Here is a 17,497-nt window from a genome sequence, read left to right as displayed (position 1 = left end):
TAGTCTGTCGTAGCTTCAAGGAATTCCCCCTACACCATGCACATGCATCCCGCTATCCGAGCCACGTGTGGCGCACTGGCCCTGACGCTGGCGTTCGCCGGCCCCGCTTTGGCCCGTGCACAGGACCCGGCCGAGCAGCAGCCTGCTGAACAGCCTGCATCGTCCAACGATCTATTGCCGCCGGAGCAGCCGGTATCCGACACGGTGCTTCAGCTGGCCGGGTGGGTCAAGGCAAGCAGGGATGCAGAAGGTTATCCGTTCGCTGTGATGGATAAAGCAGCGGCGCAGATCCTCGTGTTCGACGGTAGTGGCAAACTCATCGGCGCAGCGCCGGGCCTGTTTGGCTCTGCGGTGGGTGACCATTCCGCCCCAGGCATAGCCGGTCTCGCGCTCAAGGAAATTCCGGGCCGCGACCGCACCACGCCTGCTGGCCGCTTCATCGGCGGCTACGGCGACTCACTCGACGCCGGGCGCGTGCTCTGGGTGGACTACGACACCGCGATTTCCATCCATCCCACGGCAACCGGCGTACCTGCCGAACGGCGGGTCGAGCGCCTGGCGTCGCCTTCGCCGGACGACAACCGTGTTACCCACGGCTGCATCAACGTCAACCCGGATTTCTACGCGAAGATCATCAAGCCGACGTTCCAGAAGGGTGGCTTGTTCTACATCCTCCCGGACCAGCAGTCGCTTGCTGAGACGTTCCCTGACTTCGCGCGGAGCCAGGAGGCCACGGCGCAGCACGGCGAAGGTGGCGGCAAAGGCGCCGCCAGGTAAGGGTTTCGGGAAATCCCAGGCCATTCGGCCTGACGCTTGACGCAAACTGGTTTGCACGGCAAACTCACTCCGAGGCGATTCCCTTGGAGTGCGTCATGCAGCTGCCGTCTGTCACCGATCCCTACAGCCGCTTCCAGGCCATGACCCGCGAGTACTCACGGTACTCACGAAGCGCGGGCGGCCTTTCCGCCATCGCCGGTGGCGCTGCCTGCCTGGCCTCCTTTCTTGTCGGCGCCCTGTTGCCCGCCACTTTTGAGCTGCGCGCGTTGCTCATCGCTGTGCCGGTGCTGTGGCTAGCCGCCAAGCAATGGCTGGCGCATCGCTACTACCAGCGTTTCGGCCAGGTCGAGGAACAGATCACCGCGACCGAGCGCAACTTCCAACGCCTTTTCATCGCTTTTACTGCCCTGATCAGCGCGCTGATCGTCGGGTTCGTGCTGACCCGCATGGCACCGATGGGCAGATTGCCGTGGGACCTGCGCGCGATCGGGTACCTCATGGTGGCAGCGCTTCTGCCGCTGATTGTCTGGCGGTGGTTGCGCACGCCGCTGGAGTTCATCGTGGGCGTGTTCCTGCTGTGCCAGGCCGCGGTGGCATTCACCGGCCAGACCTATGCGTTCGGGCCTACTACCGTGGTGTTTCCGCTGGCCGCCATTGCCTTGGTGGTGGTCGGGTGGCGCGACCACCAGCGGTTCCTGCGCCTGCAGGCGGAAATGCGCGCGTTCGTGGCCACGCGAAAGCCCATCCCATGACCCAGCTTCCCGATTCCCGCAGCCTGTTGCAGCTGGATCGCCTGATCCACGAGCCGGCGCGCCTGTTGATCCTGTCGATCCTGGCCGGCGCCGAATCAGCTGAATTTGCGTTCGTCGAACATCTCAGCGGTTTGAGCAAGGGCAACCTGTCCAGCCATCTCAGCAAGCTCGAAGCCGCAGGGTTGGTCGCCATTGATAAATCGTTCCGGGGCAAGCGCCCGTTGACCACCCTGCAGCTGACGCCTGCGGGCCGCCAAGGGCTGGCCGAGTACCGCAAGCAGCTTGCGGCAGTCGTCGCAGGCATTCCTGATCCCCACAGCACGGATTCCTGATATGACACTGTTCGCGAAATTGACGGCGACGCTGGTTCTGTCGCTGGTGGCATCCAGCGGCCTTGCCGCCAGCCAGGACACGCGCGAGGAAGGCGCCAGCATGACCTCGCAGTTCTACAAGGGGAATGACGATGCACTGTGGGAGCGGATGACGCCGCAGATGCAGGCCGCATTGCAGTCGAAACAGAGCCTGGCGGCGCTCAGGGGACAAGTGCTCGCTGCAGGTGGAGAGGAAACCGACGTTGTCAGCGAAACGGTCAGCACCGATGGCGGATATGACATCTACGTGCGCCAGGCTCGATTCGCCAAGAATCCAGCCATCATCCAGATCACCTGGGCATTCGACGCCCAGCGCAAGATAGCAGGCTTCAACATCCGCCCACACCAGGCCAGTCCATCGCAACCCGCAGCCAGCGAGCGCCTTGACTACAAGAACCGTACGCCATTGCAGTTGCCATTCTCCGACGAGTTCTACGTGTTCTGGGGCGGGCGCAGCGTCGAACAGAACTACCATGCCGCGCATGCAGGCCAGCGTTTCGCCATGGACCTGCTGGTCCTGCAGGATGGCAGTTCGCACCGTGGGGAAGGCAGCCGCAACGAGGATTACTTCTGCTTCGGCAAGCCCATCCTGGCTCCGGCAGACGGCAGGGTGGTGGAGGTGATCGACGGCGTGGCCGACAACGTGCCGGGTGAGATGAATCCCAGCCAGCCCACCGGCAACCGCGTCGTCATCGATCATGGCAACGACGAATATTCGGTCCTGGCCCACCTGCGGCAGGGCAGTGTGCGGGTAACCAAAGGGCAGGCCGTGCGCACCGGCACGCAGCTGGCAGACTGCGGCAACAGTGGAAACTCTTCCGAAGCCCACCTGCATTATCAGTTGCAGGCCGGACCCGAGTTCGGCAAGGCCACCGCATTGCCCGCACAGTTCTCCAACTACCTGGCCGATGACAAGCCGGTCGCGCTGGGTGAGCCGGTGAAAGGCCAACGCATCCGCCAGGCCACCCCCGCGCCGTAGTGCGTGAGGCTAGGGGCGTTGCACCGGTTCTGATACGGAATCGCGCGTGATCAGCTGATACGCAAGCACCTGATTGACGGTGGCGCGCGCCGAAGCAGGCGCGCGCCGGATCTCCCGCAGCAGGATGTCGATGGCGGTGTCGGCCATGTCCGCCACGGGCTGGTGGATGGTGGTCAGTTCCGGCCACACCATGGTCGACGCTGACGTATCGTCGAAGCCCACCACAGAAAGATCGCGCGGCACGTCCAGCCCGCGCCGATGTGCCACGGAAACCACCGCAGACGCCATGTCATCGTTGCTGGCGAAGATCGCACTCGGTGGGTGGGGCAGGGCCAGAAGATGCTCGGCCGCCTCCAGTCCGGATCGATACGTAAAGAGCCCGGGGTGCACCAGCGCCTCGTCGTACCCGATGCCGGCCTCTGCCAATGCATCCCGATATCCCTGCCAGCGCTGCGCGCTGGCGGTCTGGTTCGGATCACCGGTGATGTAGCCGATGCGTGTGTGCCCGTGGCCGATCAGATGCGCGACCATTTGCTGGCTTGCATGGCGGTCATCAATGCGCACGCAGGAAACCCGGTCACTGAACTGGCTGGATGCGATGGAGACGACCGGGACCCCGGCATTGACGAAGATGTCGACGATCGCCTTGGATTCGCACAGCGGCGGCGGAAGAATCACCCCGGCCACGCTGTCGCACAGCTGCCGTGCCGCCTCCCGCCGTGCGGTGGCGCTCAACCCATCCCAGGTGGAGATCGCCAACTGCGCCGCAGACCGGGTAGACCCGCGCAGCGCGCCGACCAGCAGCTCACGCAGGTAGCTGGAGCTGGGGTTGGTGTAGATCAGCGCGATGCAGGTGTGCTGCGCCGCCGCCAGGGCGCTTGCCGCCAGGTTGGGCCGGTAGTCCAGTGCAAGCACGCTGCGCATGACCCGTTCGCGGTTTTCCTCGCGCACGCTGGAATGGCCATTGATTACGCGCGAAACCGTCATGGCCGATACGCCGGCATGCGCGGCGACCTCATCGATGGTGATGGCATTGCCTTTGCGACGCACCACTTTCTGGCTGTTTTTCAAGGAAGCGGTTCCTTTGCTGCGCTGCATGATGACAACCGTGTGACCGGGTGATTAGTCTGCGCCCTGACGCGATGGTAGCGCTACCACTAAGCCAAGGTAAGGCTCAGCGGGGACCCCCCATATACCAAACGCGTGTTCTGGCAAGCCTGAAAGCGAGTTTGAGTCGCAGTGCAGCGAAAACGCACTGCGATGTTCGGTGTGGAAGACGGGCATCGCCCGTGCGTGCCCCTTGGAGGGGCGGTACATCCATTCGATCGTATGTCAGAGGGGAGAGTCATGAGCGCTTGTGCTTTCCGTCGTACCCCAGACCTGAGGGCTCACGCATGAGCCGGAAGCTGGCGAAACTTACATCCCGGGCCATGTTCACCTTCGTGGGCGGCGTCCTGGTCATCAATCCCGCATTCGCCCAGGACGCCGCGTCGCCGGCGCCTGCCGCGCAACAGCAGTCGCAGTCCCAGTCCACCCCGACCCAGCTCGACACCGTGCAGGTAACGGGTATCCGCAACAGCCTCAGCCAGGCAATGGACATCAAGCGCGACTCGGCTGGCGTGGTGGATGCGATCAGTGCCGAGGACATCGGCAAGTTCCCCGATACCAACCTGGCCGAATCCCTGCAGCGCATCACCGGCATCTCGATCGAGCGCCGTGATGGTGAAGGCGCACAGGTCACCGCGCGTGGCTTTGGCCCGCAGTTCAACATGGTGACCCTCAACGGCCGCCAGATGCCCGGTGCCGACGCGTTCGGTGCGGCGGGGCAGGTCGCCATCGGCGGTGTGGACGGCGGTACCCGCGCGTTCAACTTCGCGCAGCTGGCGGCCGAAGCAGTCAACGGCATCGAGGTCTTCAAGACCAGCCAGGCCAACGTACCCAGCGGCGGTATCGGCGCCACCATCAACATCCTCACCGGGCGTCCGTTCGACCATGAGGGCACCGTGGCCAGCGCCGGGGCGAAGATCGTCTCCGACCAGAGCCAGCCGTTCGACAACGACATCACCCCGGAGCTTTCCGGCATCTTCAGCTACACCAACCCGGACAAGACCTGGGGTGTGGGTGTCAGCGCGAGCTACCAGAAGCGCAAGGGTGGCTCGGTGCAGGCCACCAACAACTACTGGAACATCCAGCCGTGGACCGGGACCATGCCCGGCAACCCGACCGTGACCAATGCACCGGCAATCGGCGCGCTGTACGGGCGCCCGAACGACCTGCGCTATGCCTTCGCTGATTTCGAGCGTGAGCGCATCAATGGCCAGGCGGTGCTGCAGTTCGCCCCGACCGATGCGGTGACCCTGACCCTGGACTACACCTATTCGACCAACGAGATCGAAGAGAATCGTGGCGAGCAGGGCATGTGGCTGCAGAACAGCAACTACACCGATGTGGTCTTCGACACCAGCGGTGCGGTGGCCACGCCGATCTACATCCGTGAAATCGCCGGCACCAAGGACTTCGGGCTTGAACAGCAGCGCAGCATGCAGAAGTACAAGCTGGGGTCGCTGGGCTTCAATGCCACCTGGAACATCACCGACCGCTTCAAGCTGAGCTTCGACGGCCACGATTCGAAGAACGAAAGCCGGCCGAACGATCCGCTCACCGGCGGCGGCTCCATCTTCTCCAGTATCGCCGGCACCAACAACTGCACCACCGGGCCGCAGTGCGGTGGCACCTACGTGCAGGAAATGGTCTGGAACAACGGTCTGCCGGTGGGCACCCAGGTCTGGTACCCGACCGCTGCCGATGCCATCGCCAAGACCAATGGCGTGGTCAACGGCGGGTTCGTGCCGGGTGAGATCGGCTCGCAGGTACTGCGCATCAATTCGCAGACCCAGATCAGCGAGATCAAGCAGGGCCGCGTGGACGGTGAGTGGGCATTCGACGCGGGCCGCTTCCAGTTCGGCGTGGACACCAGCAAGCAGACCACCCACCGCATCCAGGCCGCGGAAAACTACAACACCCTGGGCGACTGGGGCGTGGCCAACGTCAACGGCGATGTGGCCAACGGCCTGATGGACCTGCTGCAGCCGGTGAACATCGTCGGCATGTTCGACGATTTCAACATCAACAGCTTCAGCGCCTGGCGCGGCGACGCCGGCCGGCTGGCGCAGTGGGCGGGGCAGTACTACGGCGCCAACCTGGGCGTGAGCCCACAGAATGCTGCCGACAACCGGGTGGAAGAGAAGACGAACTCGGCGTACATGCAGATCGAGCTGGACGGTGACCTCGGCGGCCACCGCACCAATACTCGACTGGGCGTCCGCTACGAAACCACCGATGTGGTGTCCACCTCGATCATCGCCATTCCCGAAGGGATCCAGTGGCAGGCGAACAATGACTTCCGCGTGCTGTTGTCCGACGAGCAGCAGCCCTTCACCGAGAAGACCAGCTACAGCTACATCCTGCCGAACCTGGACTTCAGCATCGACCTGCTGGATGACCTGAAGGGCCGCATCTCGTTCGGCAAGAGCATCGCCCGTGCGCCGATCGGCAATCTGTACGCCGGCCCGACCGCGCAGCAGCCGTTCGGCTCGGTGCTGATCGACCCGTCCTCGCGGGCCAGCGGCACCGCCCAGAACCCGGCCCTGAAGCCGCTGGAATCAGACAACCTGGACCTGGCGCTGGAGTGGTACTTCGCCGATGCCAGCTATGTGTCGGTGACGTACTGGAACAAGCAGGTCGCCAACTTCATCGGCAACACCATCGTGCAGGAGAACCTGTACGGCCTGCGCGACCCCACCTCCGGACCGGACGCACAGGCGGCGCTGGGCTTCCTGACCAGTGGGGCCTGTATCGCCCAAGTTGGCCCGGCCAACGCGGCGGCCTGCTCGGCCAATGACACCTCGCTGTTCACCGCGTTGGCGCTGCTGCGCAACAACCCGGCCGGGCTGGGTGCCTACGACGGCACCGGCGCACAGGTGCTGGCCACCGAGGCGGCGTATGACCTGTATGGCACCGCGGCCGACCCGCTGTACCAGTTCAACGTCAACCGCCCCATCAACCAGAACGAGTCCAAGCTGCATGGCTGGGAACTGGGCGGGCAGTACTTCTTCGGCGACACCGGCTTCGGCGTGCTGGCCAACTACACCATCGTCAATGGCGACGTGGGCTACAACGACGCGGGCGACCCGAACGTCGACCAGTTCTCGCTTACTGGTCTCAGCGACACCGCCAATGCCATGCTGATGTACGAAAAGTACGGCTGGTCGGTGCGCCTGGCCTGGAACTGGCGCGACCAGTACCTGATCCTGGCCAACCAGGGGTCCAGCCGAAACCCGTACTATGTGGAAGAGTACGATCAGTGGGATCTCAGCGTGGGCTACACGCTGAATGACAACTGGTCGTTCAGCCTTGAAGCCATCAACCTGACCGGTGAGGACGTGCGTTGGCGTTCGCGTACCTCGCAGATGATGGTCAAACTGGCTGACCAGGATCCGCGTTACATGCTTGGCGTTCGTTACAGGTTCTGAACAGGCCACGGGTGCCGCTGTTCCGGCAGCGGCACCCGTGCAGGCTCCTGCAGGGATTGGACTACACATGCCGCGTTACGAAATGCTCAACAACATCGCCCACCGGGAGCTGCGTGTCGCGACCGGTTTCGGGCCCGAATTTGGCGACGCGGTAGGCATGGTGCCGGCCTACCCGAGCGAGTACGCCGAACTGCAGCGGGAATACCCGATTTTCCTGCGCAAAGACGCCTCCACCGGGGAGTGGCAGTCGGTGGTTCTGCTGGGCTTTGAACAGCACGAAAATCTATACTTGGACGACGGCCGTTGGAATGCGTCCTACCTTCCGGGGGCTGCGGCCAAGGGGCCGTTCCTGATCGGGTTCCAGGAAAACCGCATCGACGGAGCGCTTACCCGGGAACCGGTGCTGCACGTGGACCTGGACCACCCGCGCGTGAGCAGCAGCGCCGGCGAGCCGGTGTTCCTGCCACAGGGTGGCAACAGCCCCTATCTGGACCACATTGCCAACGTACTGCGCGGCATCCACGACGGCCATGCCTTTGGCGCCGAGATGTTTGCCATGCTCGATACGAAAGGCCTGATTCAACCGATCACGCTCGACGTGCAGATCGACCCACAGAACCGGGTGGGCGTGAACGGTCTGCACGCGATCGACCGCGACCGCCTGGCCCAGCTGGACGGCGCCGCGCTGGCCGAACTCAACGGCGCCGGTTACCTGGAAGGCGCGTACCTGATGCTGGCTTCACTGCACAACATGCGGCGCCTGATCGCTGAAAAGCAGCGTCGCCTGCGCGCGCAGGATGCTGCCACCGCGACGGGCAGGAACTGACCGATGCCGGATGGCGTTGCCATGCGCACCCTGGAAGGCCTGCAGCCCGATGCGCTGCCGTTGGCGGCGCTGGTGTCCGCCGGCGAGCCGGTGGTGCTGCGCGGCATCGCCCGCGACTGGGCACTGGTGCAGGCCGGGTTGCGTTCCCCCCAGGATGCGCTGGCGTACCTGCGCGGTTTCGATGCCGGGCTGGCGGTGCAGTATTCCTTTGGTGGCCCCGAGATCGAAGGGCGCCCGTTCTACAACGACGACTTCACCCAGTTGAACTTCGAGGTCCGGCGCGGACTGCTGACCCAGGTGCTGGACGAGATCGCCGACACCTTCGATGCCCCCAAGCCGCCTACCTATTACGTGGCCTCGCTGCTGATCGAGCGTGCGCTGCCCGGGTTCGCGCAGGCCAATGATGCCGGTCTGGCCGGGCAGGGCATCGACGCCTCGGCCAGCATCTGGATCGGCAACCGCGTTACCGCCTCCTGCCATTACGACACGCCGGACAACCTGGCCTGCTGCGCCGTGGGCCGGCGCCGGTTCACCCTGTTTCCGCCGGAGCAGATCGACAACCTCTATCCGGGTCCGCTGGAACCCACCCCGGGTGGGCAGGTGGTCAGCGTGGTCGATTTCGAGCGCCCGGATTTCGAGCGCCATCCCCGGTTCCGTGACGCGCTGGCCAGCGCGCAGACCGCGGAGCTGGAGCCGGGCGATGCCATCTTCATTCCCAGCATGTGGTGGCACCACGTGCGCAGCCTGGAACCGTTCAACGTGCTGGTGAACTACTGGTGGCGCAGCGTGCCCAGCTTCCTGTCCTCGCCGCTGCCGGCACTGCAGCATGCGATGTGGGCGCTGCGCGACCTGCCGGAGCGCGAAAAGAAAGCCTGGGCAAAGATCTTCGAGTACTACGTGTTCGGTCCCGGTGAGCGCGCAGGGCAGCACCTGCCCGACGCCGCCCGGGGAGAGCTTGCACCGTTCGACGAGATGCAGGCGCGCCGCACCCGCGCGCAGCTGCTCGGTCGACTGAACCGCTGATGGGAGCATCGCTTTGAACGCTGCGAACAAAACAGAAGGGCGAATCCGCAAGGTGGTCATCGCCGGCGGCGGTACCGCAGGCTGGCTGGCCGGCTGCGCACTGTCCCACCAGTTCCGCGAGCAGCTGGACATCACCCTGGTGGAGTCCGAGCAGATCGGCACCGTGGGCGTGGGCGAATCCACCGTGCCGCCGATCCGCACCTTCCACCGCTACCTGCAGATCGATGAGCAGGAGTTCCTGAAGGCGGTGGCCGGCACCTTCAAGCTCTCGATCTCGTTCGAGAACTGGCGCCGCCCGGGTGAGCGCTTCATCCACCCGTTCGGCAGCATCGGGCAAAGCACCTGGGCCACCCCGTTCCATCATTTCTGGCTGGACAGCCTGCGCCGCGGCATGCCCTCGGACCTGGGCGACTTCTGCCTGGAAAGCGTGGCCTCGCGCGGTGACCGGTTCTCGCTGCAGACCCAGCCTCAGGTCAACTACGCCTATCACTTCGACGCCGGGCTGTACGCGAAATTCCTGCGCCGCCGGGCCGAAGCGCAGGGCCTGCGCCGTGTGGAAGGCAAGATCCGCGAAGTGCGGCAGCACCCCCACGACGGTTCCGTTGCGGCGTTGGTACTGGAAGACGGGCAGGTGATCGAAGGTGACCTGTTCATCGATTGCACCGGCTTCCGCGGCCTGCTGACCGAGCAGACCCTGCACAGCGGCTACGAAGACTGGAACCAGTGGTTGCCCAGTGACCGCGCCGTGGCCGTGCAGACCGAGTCGGTCAAGCCGCCGGTGCCGTACACCCGAGCCATCGCGCACGAGGCCGGCTGGCGCTGGCACATCGCGCTGCAGCACCGGGTAGGGTGTGGGCTGGTGTTCTCCAGCCGCCATATGTCCGATGACGAGGCGCAGGCCAAGCTGCTGCGTGACGTCGAAGGCCAGCCGCTGCGTGATCCCTGGCTGGTGCCGTTCCGCAGTGGGCGCCGCTTGAAGGCCTGGAACAGGAACGTGGTGGCGCTGGGCCTGGCCAGCGGCTTCATCGAACCGCTGGAATCGACCAGCATCCACCTCACCATCAGCGCCGTGGTGCGGCTGATCCAGCTGTTCCCGTTCGATGGCATCACCCCGACGCTGACCGCGCTGTACAACGATGTCAGCCGCCAGGAAATGGAGCACGTGCGTGACTTCATCATCCTGCATTACCACGCCACCCAGCGCGACGAGCCGATGTGGAAGGCGTGCCGCGAGATGGAGTTGCCCGAATCGTTGGCGGTGCGGCTGCGCGCCTGGCGCGAACGCGCACACGCCTGGCAGGACCCCGGCGAACTGTTTCGCGTGGACTCCTGGACCAGCGTGCTGATGGGGCAGGGCATCCTGCCGGGGCCGCCGCACCCGCTGGCGCGGGCGCTCAGCGATGCCGACCTGCGCACGCTGCTGGCGCGGATCCAGCAGCCGATACAGCAGGCCGCGGCAGCCATGCCTTCGCAGGCAGAGTTCATTGAGCGCTACTGCAGGGCGCCGGCAGAAGTCTGGCCGCGGAGCCTGGTCACCGCCTAGCGGGGCCACGCTTTGCCGCACGAAATTGGTAGCGCTACCTTTCAAGAACACACGGGGTACATGGGATGGATCTGGTTGCGGGAATCGATGCAGGTACGCAGAGCCTGAAGGTGCTGGTCTACGACCCCACCAAGCGCAGCGTGGTGGCCAGCGCCAGCGCGGCGCTGGAACTGGACAGCGCCGCCGATGGCAGCCGCGAACAGCGCCCGGCCGATTGGGTGGCCGCATTGCACAGCTGCTTCGCTGCAATCACGCCGTCGGTGCGCTCGCGCATTGCTGCGCTGGCGGTGTCCGGCCAGCAGCACGGCTTCGTGCCGCTCGATGCCGCAGGGGAGGTGCTGGCACCGGCCAAGCTGTGGTGCGATACCAGCACCACAGCCGAGTGCACGCAGATCATGGACGCGGCCGGCGGAACAGCGCAGACCATTGCGCTGGCCGGCAACCCGATCCTGACCGGCTACACCGCCTCCAAGCTGCCCTGGACCAGGACGCACCGGCCGGACGCGTACGCACGCCTGGCCACCATCCTGCTGCCGCACGACTACCTCAACTTCGTGCTGACCGGCGAGCGTTTCTGCGAGTACGGCGATGCCTCGGGCACCGGCTGGCTGGACGTGCGCACCCGCACCTGGTCGCCCGAGCTGCTGCGCGCGACCGATCCGGAACGTGATCTGGCCGATTGCCTGCCGCCCATCGCGCCACCGGAAGCGTTGTTCGATATCGCACCGGCAGCCGCGAAATCGTTCGGCCTGCCTGCCACCGTGAAGGTGGCCGTTGGCGGTGGCGACAACATGATGGCGGCCATCGGTACCGGCTGCGTAGTGCCCGGTCGCCTGGCGATGAGCCTGGGCACCTCGGGCACGCTGTTTGCCTACTCCGACACCCCCGTGGTCGACCCCGACGGGGCCTGGGCCGCGTTCTGCTCGTCCACCGGCGGCTGGTTGCCGTTGATCTGCACCATGAACTGCACCGTGGTGACCGAGCAGGTCGCTGACGCGTTCGATTTCAGCACCCGATTCGGCGATGGCCACCTGCGGACCACGCCACCCGGTGCCGATGGCCTGGTGATGCTGCCGTTCCTCAATGGCGAGCGCACGCCCGACCTTCCCCACGGCAAAGGCGTGCTGGCGGGCCTGGACACCACCAACATGACCCCGGCCCACCTGTACCGCGCGGCCATGGAAGGGGCGACCTACAGCCTGAAATACGGCTACGACGCCTTCGTCCGCGCCGGCATGCAGTTCGACCGCATCGTGCTCACCGGCGGCGGCAGCAACAGCGCCGCCTGGCGGCAGCTGGTGGCCGATGTGTTCGGCCTGCCGGTGGACGTGCCGACCCAGTCCGAAGGCGCGGCGTTCGGCGCGGCCCTGCAGGCGCTGTGGGCGCTGGGCCACGCACGCGGCGATGAGGCCAGCATTGCCGATATCGCCGAGCGCCACGTGGCGCTCGACCCGCAGTTGTCAGCGCGCCCGGAGCCGGCGCGCGCACCTGCCTATGCCACCGCCTATGCGCGCTTCCTGCGCTATCTCGACGCCGTCACGCCGCTGCAGCGCGGCTGATTCCTCTACGCGACACCTCGCACAACGAAAGGAACTGCACCATGAGCACCCAACCCTACATTGGCGCCAAGGAATACTTCCCCGGGATCGGGCGTATCCCCTTCGAAGGCCGCGGTTCGGACAACCCGCTTGCGTTCAAGGTCTATGACGCCAACAAGGTGATCGGCGGCAAGACCATGCAGGAGCACCTGCGCTTCGCGGTCTGTTACTGGCACACCTTCTGCAACGCCGGGCACGACCCGTTCGGCCCGGGCACCCGCCATTTCCCGTGGGACGCCGGCTCGCCGCTGGCCAGCGCCGAAGCGAAGGTGGACGCTGCGTTCGAATTCTTCACCAAGCTGGGCGTGCCGTACTGGTGCTTCCACGATATCGACCTGTCGCCGGATGCCGAGGATGTGGGCGAGTACGAAAAGAACCTCAAGCACATGGTCGGCCTGGCCAAGGCGCGCCAGGACGCCACCGGGATCAAGCTGCTGTGGGGTACCGCCAACCTGTTCTCGCACCCGCGTTACATGAATGGTGCATCGACCAATCCGGATTTCGCCGTGGTGGCCCGCGCCGCCGTGCAGGTGAAGGCCGCGCTGGAAGCCACCGTGGAACTGGGCGGCGAACATTACGTGTTCTGGGGCGGTCGCGAAGGCTACGCCTCGCTGGTGAACACCCAGATGAAGCGCGAGGTGGACCACTTCGCGCGCTTCCTCACCATGGCGCGTGACTACGGCCGCAGCATCGGCCTGAAGGGCAACTTCCTGATCGAGCCCAAGCCGATGGAGCCGATGAAGCACCAGTACGACTTCGACAGCGCCACCGTGGCAGGCTTCCTCAAGGAACACGGCCTGGAGAAGGACTTCAAGCTCAACATCGAAGCCAACCACGCCACGCTGTCCGGCCACACCTTCGAACACGACCTGCAGGTCGCCTCCGACCACGGCCTGCTGGGCAGCATCGACGCCAACCGCGGCAATGCCCAGAACGGCTGGGATACCGACCAGTTCCCGAGCGACCTGTACGACACCGTGGGCGCGATGCTGGTGGTGCTGCGCCAGGGCGGCCTGGAAGGCGGCCTCAACTTCGACGCCAAGGTGCGCCGTGAATCCACCGATCTGGACGATCTGTTCATTGCCCATATCGGTGGCATGGACGCGTTCGCGCGCGGGCTGGAAGTGGCCCATGGGCTGCTGAACGACTCGCCGTGGGAACAGTGGCGCAAGGAGCGTTACGCCAGCTTTGACAGCGGCGCCGGCAAGGACTTCGAGCGCGGCGCGCTCAGCCTCACCGAGCTGGCGGCACTGGGCGCGAAGGGCGGCGAGCCGAAGCAGATCAGCGGCAAGCAGGAACGTTACGAAAACCTGATCAACCAGTACCTGCTGCGTTGAGCCCACCGGCAAGGATGAGCACCATGACCCACTACCACGCCACCCGCCGCACCGGCTTCCTCCTTGCCGCGCTGCTGCTTGCGCTTGCGGCCTGCAAGGGCGACGACACCCCGGCTGCACCCGCCCAGGCCGAGGCCAAGGTCGATGCCAACCCCTGGCCCCAGGTGACCTGGCCGTTGCCCGACGATCCCGCGATGGAAAAGCGGATCACCGAGCTGATGGCCGGCATGACGGTCGAGGAAAAGGTCGGCCAGCTGGTGCAGGGCGACATCGCCAGCATCACGCCGGATGACGTGCGCAGGTATCGATTGGGCTCCATCCTCGCTGGCGGCAACTCCGATCCGGGCGGCCGCTACGACGCCAAGCCCGCCGAATGGCTGGCGCTGGCCGATGCCTTCTACGAAGCCTCGATGGACACCGCGCAGGGCGGCAAGGCCATTCCGGTGCTGTTCGGCATCGACGCGGTGCACGGCCAGAGCAACATCGTCGGCGCTACCCTGTTCCCGCACAACATCGGGCTGGGCGCGGCACGCAACCCGGACCTGGTGCGGCAGATCGGCGAGATCACCGCACTGGAAACCCGCGCCACCGGTATGGAGTGGGCGTTCGCGCCCACCGTCGCGGTCCCGCAGGACGACCGCTGGGGACGCACCTACGAAGGCTATTCCGAATCGCCTGAAGTCGTGGCCAGCTACGCCGGCGCCGTGGTCGAGGGCCTGCAGGGCAAGGTGGGTTCGCCCAACTTCCTGGATGGCCGCCACGTGATCGCCTCGGTCAAGCACTTCCTCGGCGACGGCGGCACCACCGATGGCAAGGACCAGGGCGATACCCGGATCAGCGAAGCCGAGCTGGTGCGCATCCACGCCGCCGGTTACCCGACCGCGATCGCGGCGGGCGCGCAGACCGTCATGGCATCGTTCAACAGCGTCAACGGCGAGAAGATGCATGGCCACAAGGCCTACCTCACCGACGCGCTGAAGGGCCGCATGAACTTCGGCGGCTTCGTGGTGGGCGACTGGAACGGGCACGGCCAGGTCAAGGGCTGCACCACCACCGATTGTCCGGCCACCATCAATGCCGGCCTGGACATGGCCATGGCGTCGGACAGCTGGAAGGGCTTCTACGAGGCGACGCTGGCGGCGGCGAAGGCCGGCACCATCACCCAGGAACGCCTGGATGATGCGGTGCGCCGGATCCTGCGGGTGAAGATGCGGCTGGGCCTGTTCGAGGCGGGCAAGCCGTCATCGCGCGCGGTCGGCGGCCAGTTCGCGCTGATCGGCGCACCGGAGCATCGCGCCGTGGCACGCCAGGCCGTGCGCGAATCGCTGGTGCTGTTGAAGAACCAGGGCGGCGTGCTGCCGCTGGCGCCCAAGCAGCGCATCCTGGTGGCAGGTGATGGGGCCAACGATGTCGGCAAGCAGGCCGGCGGCTGGACGCTGAACTGGCAGGGCACCGGTACCACCCGCAAGGACTTCCCGAACGCGGACAGCATCTTCGAAGGCATCGCCCAGCAAGCCAAGGCCGCAGGCGGCGAAGCGCTGTTGGCCGTGGATGGGAAGTACACCGCCAAGCCGGACGTGGCCGTGGTGGTGTTCGGCGAAAACCCCTATGCCGAATTCCAGGGCGACCTGGCGACCCTGGCCTACAAGCCGGGCGACGACGCGGATCTTGAGCTGATCAGGAAGCTGAAGGCCGATGGCATTCCGGTGGTGGCGGTGTTCCTGAGCGGACGCCCGCTGTGGGTGAACCGCGAGATCAACGCGTCCGATGCCTTCGTGGCGGCGTGGCTGCCCGGTTCGGAAGGCGGCGGCATCGCCGATGTGCTGCTGCGCAAGCCCGATGGCAGCGTGCAGCACGACTTCAAGGGCAAGCTCAGTTTCAGCTGGCCGCGCACCGCGATCCAGTACGCCAACAACGTGGGACAGAAAGACTACGACCCGCAGTTTGCCTTCGGGTTCGGCCTGACCTACGCCGACAAGGGCGACCTGGCGCCGCTGCCGGAAGTTTCCGGCGTGACCGGCAACGAAGGGGCGGCCGGTGTGTTCTTCGCACGCGGTGACGCCGGCTCCGGCATGGCGCTGCGCCTGGAAGGCAGCACGGGGCAGGGCGTGACCGTCACCAAGGTGCCGGAAGCGCTCGATGGCGACCTGCTCAAGGTCACCGGCGTGGATCACCTGGTGCAGGAGGATGGCCGCCGCCTGGCATGGTCGGGCAAGGGTGAGGCAACGGTTGCCGTGCAGTCGCACGTTCCGCTGGACCTGCAGCGCGAGAGCAATGGCGACCTGATGCTGATCACCACGCTGCGGGTGGATGCTGCGCCCAAGGGCGACGCCTGGCTGTCGGTCGGTTGCGGCGCCGGGTGTACCGCCCGCGTTCCGCTCGCACCTGCGCTGGCCAAGCTGCCGGTGGGCGAATGGAAGCGCGTGGGTGTGCCGTTGAAGTGCCTTGCAGGCGCAGGGGCGGACGTGGGCAAGCTGGATCGGCCCTGGTCGATCGGCACCGCCGGCGCAATGACGCTCTCGGTGTCACGCGTCGCGCTGGGCGCACTGAACGAAGCGGACGCCACCGTCGCATGCCCAGGCGCGTAACCATGCGCCCGGTGCCATCACCGCTTGGGCGGGTGCGCGACCGAATCGCGCATCACCAGGCGGTGCGGCAGCACGTGGTCGGTCAGCACGCGGCTGTCATCGGTGCGCTGGCGGATGGTGCGCAGCAGGATGTCGATGGCCGCGTCGGCCATCGCGGCGATGGGTTGGTGCAGCGTGGTGAGTTCGGGCCACACCGTGGTAGCGGCGGAGGTGTCATCGAAACCCACCACCGACAGGTCACGCGGCACGTCGAGGCCCTGCCGGTGCGCCACGGAAATCGCGGCAGCCGCCATGTCGTCGTTGCTGGCGAAGATAGCGGTGGGCGGCTGGGGCTGGGACAACAGCTTCTCGGCGGCCTCCAGCCCCGAGCGGTAGGTGTAGTCCCCCTCTTGGACCAGGCTGGGTTCGACCTCCAGCCCGGCCTCGTGCAGGGCGGTGGCGAAGCCGTCGTAGCGCCGCGCGCTCGCGCTCAGGTCGTTGCGGCCGCGGATGAAGCCGATGCGGGTGTGGCCGTGCTGGATCAGGTGTTCGGCCATTTCCTTGCCGGCGTGGAAGTCATCGATGCGCACGCAGGAAACATCGTCACGCAGGTGCCCCGACGCAATCGCAACCACCGGAATGCCGGCCTGGACCAGCTCGGTCACGGCCACCGGCGATTCGCACAGCGGGGGCGGCAGGATCACCCCGTCCACGCGGCCGGCCAGGGCGCGTGCGGCCCTGCGCTCGGCAACGGGGTCCAGGTTGTCCCAGTAGTGGATGACCAGCTGGATGGCGGCGTTGGACGCGCCCCGCAGCAGGCCCACCAGCAGTTCACGGAGGTAGGCACCGCTGGGGTTGGTGTAGATCAGCGCAATGCGCGTGTGTTGCGCCGCGGCCAGCGTACTGGCGGCCAGGTTGGGCGTATAACCCAGGGCCTGCACCGCGCGCATCACGCGCTCGCGGGTGTCATCGCGCACCTTGCCCTGGTTGATCGCCCGCGACACCGTCATCGGCGACACCCCGGCCAGCGCCGCCACCTCGTCGATCGTCACGCCACTGGTTTTGCGGCGGACCGATTTCTTCGGTTTGTCCAATGCGCACTCCCGTTCTTCTTTGTGACGCTGTGGCGTACAAAGCACCGGCTGAGCTTACAAGGTTTGCCGGCCGCACTGGCACACCGCACGCGTGTCGA

Annotated in this window: 13 protein-coding genes; 11 read left to right on the top strand and 2 right to left on the bottom strand. The window is 65.9% G+C overall.

Features of this window, described 5'->3' with window-relative positions:
* Positions 1 to 75: 75 nt before the first annotated feature.
* The 4 genes from SOM39_RS16400 to SOM39_RS16385 all read left to right on the top strand — a co-directional run bounded on the left by SOM39_RS16400 (position 76) and on the right by SOM39_RS16385 (position 2,879).
* The gene (locus SOM39_RS16400; protein ID WP_320459091.1) at positions 76 to 777 is read left to right on the top strand and encodes a hypothetical protein; all 702 of its coding nucleotides are present in this window, start codon (positions 76 to 78) and stop codon (positions 775 to 777) included.
* A 140-nt stretch (positions 778 to 917) separates the two neighbouring features.
* Positions 918 to 1,529, top strand: coding sequence for a hypothetical protein (locus SOM39_RS16395; protein WP_320458950.1), 612 nt, complete (start codon positions 918 to 920; stop codon positions 1,527 to 1,529).
* Complete coding sequence (locus SOM39_RS16390; protein WP_320458949.1) at positions 1,526 to 1,861, top strand: transcriptional regulator; 336 nt, start codon at positions 1,526 to 1,528, stop codon at positions 1,859 to 1,861. The genes SOM39_RS16395 and SOM39_RS16390 overlap by 4 nt, the downstream gene beginning before the upstream one ends.
* A gap of 1 nt (position 1,862) precedes the next feature.
* On the top strand, positions 1,863 to 2,879 hold the full coding sequence (locus tag SOM39_RS16385; RefSeq protein WP_320458948.1) for a peptidoglycan DD-metalloendopeptidase family protein: 1,017 nt from the start codon (positions 1,863 to 1,865) through the stop codon (positions 2,877 to 2,879).
* 9 nt (positions 2,880 to 2,888) lie between these two features.
* Here SOM39_RS16385 and SOM39_RS16380 read toward each other — a convergent pair whose 3' ends face one another.
* Positions 2,889 to 3,866: a LacI family DNA-binding transcriptional regulator gene (locus SOM39_RS16380; RefSeq protein ID WP_414715890.1), complete on the bottom strand. Its 978-nt coding sequence runs from the start codon at positions 3,864 to 3,866 to the stop codon at positions 2,889 to 2,891.
* A 407-nt stretch (positions 3,867 to 4,273) separates the two neighbouring features.
* On the opposite strand from SOM39_RS16380, the gene SOM39_RS16375 reads away from it, so the two are divergent.
* From SOM39_RS16375 to SOM39_RS16345, 7 genes are all read left to right on the top strand, one after another.
* On the top strand, positions 4,274 to 7,411 hold the full coding sequence (locus SOM39_RS16375) for a TonB-dependent receptor (RefSeq protein WP_093536516.1): 3,138 nt from the start codon (positions 4,274 to 4,276) through the stop codon (positions 7,409 to 7,411).
* A gap of 67 nt (positions 7,412 to 7,478) precedes the next feature.
* A complete protein-coding gene (locus SOM39_RS16370) occupies positions 7,479 to 8,237 on the top strand; it encodes a SapC family protein (RefSeq protein ID WP_320458946.1) in 759 nt (252 codons plus the stop codon).
* Positions 8,238 to 8,240: 3 nt separating this feature from the next.
* Positions 8,241 to 9,260 carry a cupin-like domain-containing protein gene (locus SOM39_RS16365; protein WP_320458945.1) on the top strand — a complete coding sequence of 340 codons (1,020 nt, stop codon included), beginning with the start codon at positions 8,241 to 8,243 and terminating at the stop codon, positions 9,258 to 9,260.
* A gap of 13 nt (positions 9,261 to 9,273) precedes the next feature.
* Positions 9,274 to 10,803: a tryptophan halogenase family protein gene (locus tag SOM39_RS16360; protein WP_320458944.1), complete on the top strand. Its 1,530-nt coding sequence runs from the start codon at positions 9,274 to 9,276 to the stop codon at positions 10,801 to 10,803.
* A gap of 65 nt (positions 10,804 to 10,868) precedes the next feature.
* Positions 10,869 to 12,362: a xylulokinase gene (gene xylB, locus SOM39_RS16355; protein ID WP_320458943.1), complete on the top strand. Its 1,494-nt coding sequence runs from the start codon at positions 10,869 to 10,871 to the stop codon at positions 12,360 to 12,362.
* A 41-nt stretch (positions 12,363 to 12,403) separates the two neighbouring features.
* Entirely contained in the window at positions 12,404 to 13,738 is a 1,335-nt protein-coding gene (gene xylA / locus SOM39_RS16350; RefSeq protein WP_320458942.1) for a xylose isomerase, read from the top strand.
* A 23-nt stretch (positions 13,739 to 13,761) separates the two neighbouring features.
* A complete protein-coding gene (locus tag SOM39_RS16345; protein ID WP_320458941.1) occupies positions 13,762 to 16,326 on the top strand; it encodes an exo 1,3/1,4-beta-D-glucan glucohydrolase in 2,565 nt (854 codons plus the stop codon).
* A gap of 17 nt (positions 16,327 to 16,343) precedes the next feature.
* Here the strand turns inward: SOM39_RS16345 and SOM39_RS16340 are convergent, their stop codons facing one another.
* Complete coding sequence (locus SOM39_RS16340; protein ID WP_210132561.1) at positions 16,344 to 17,399, bottom strand: LacI family DNA-binding transcriptional regulator; 1,056 nt, start codon at positions 17,397 to 17,399, stop codon at positions 16,344 to 16,346.
* Positions 17,400 to 17,497: the final 98 nt, after the last annotated feature.

Source organism: Stenotrophomonas sp. CFBP8994 (assembly GCF_034044835.1).
GTDB lineage: Bacteria > Pseudomonadota > Gammaproteobacteria > Xanthomonadales > Xanthomonadaceae > Stenotrophomonas > Stenotrophomonas rhizophila_A.
The sequence above is the reverse complement of the archived record's forward strand: the minus strand, read 5'-3'. Positions and strand labels throughout refer to the sequence as shown.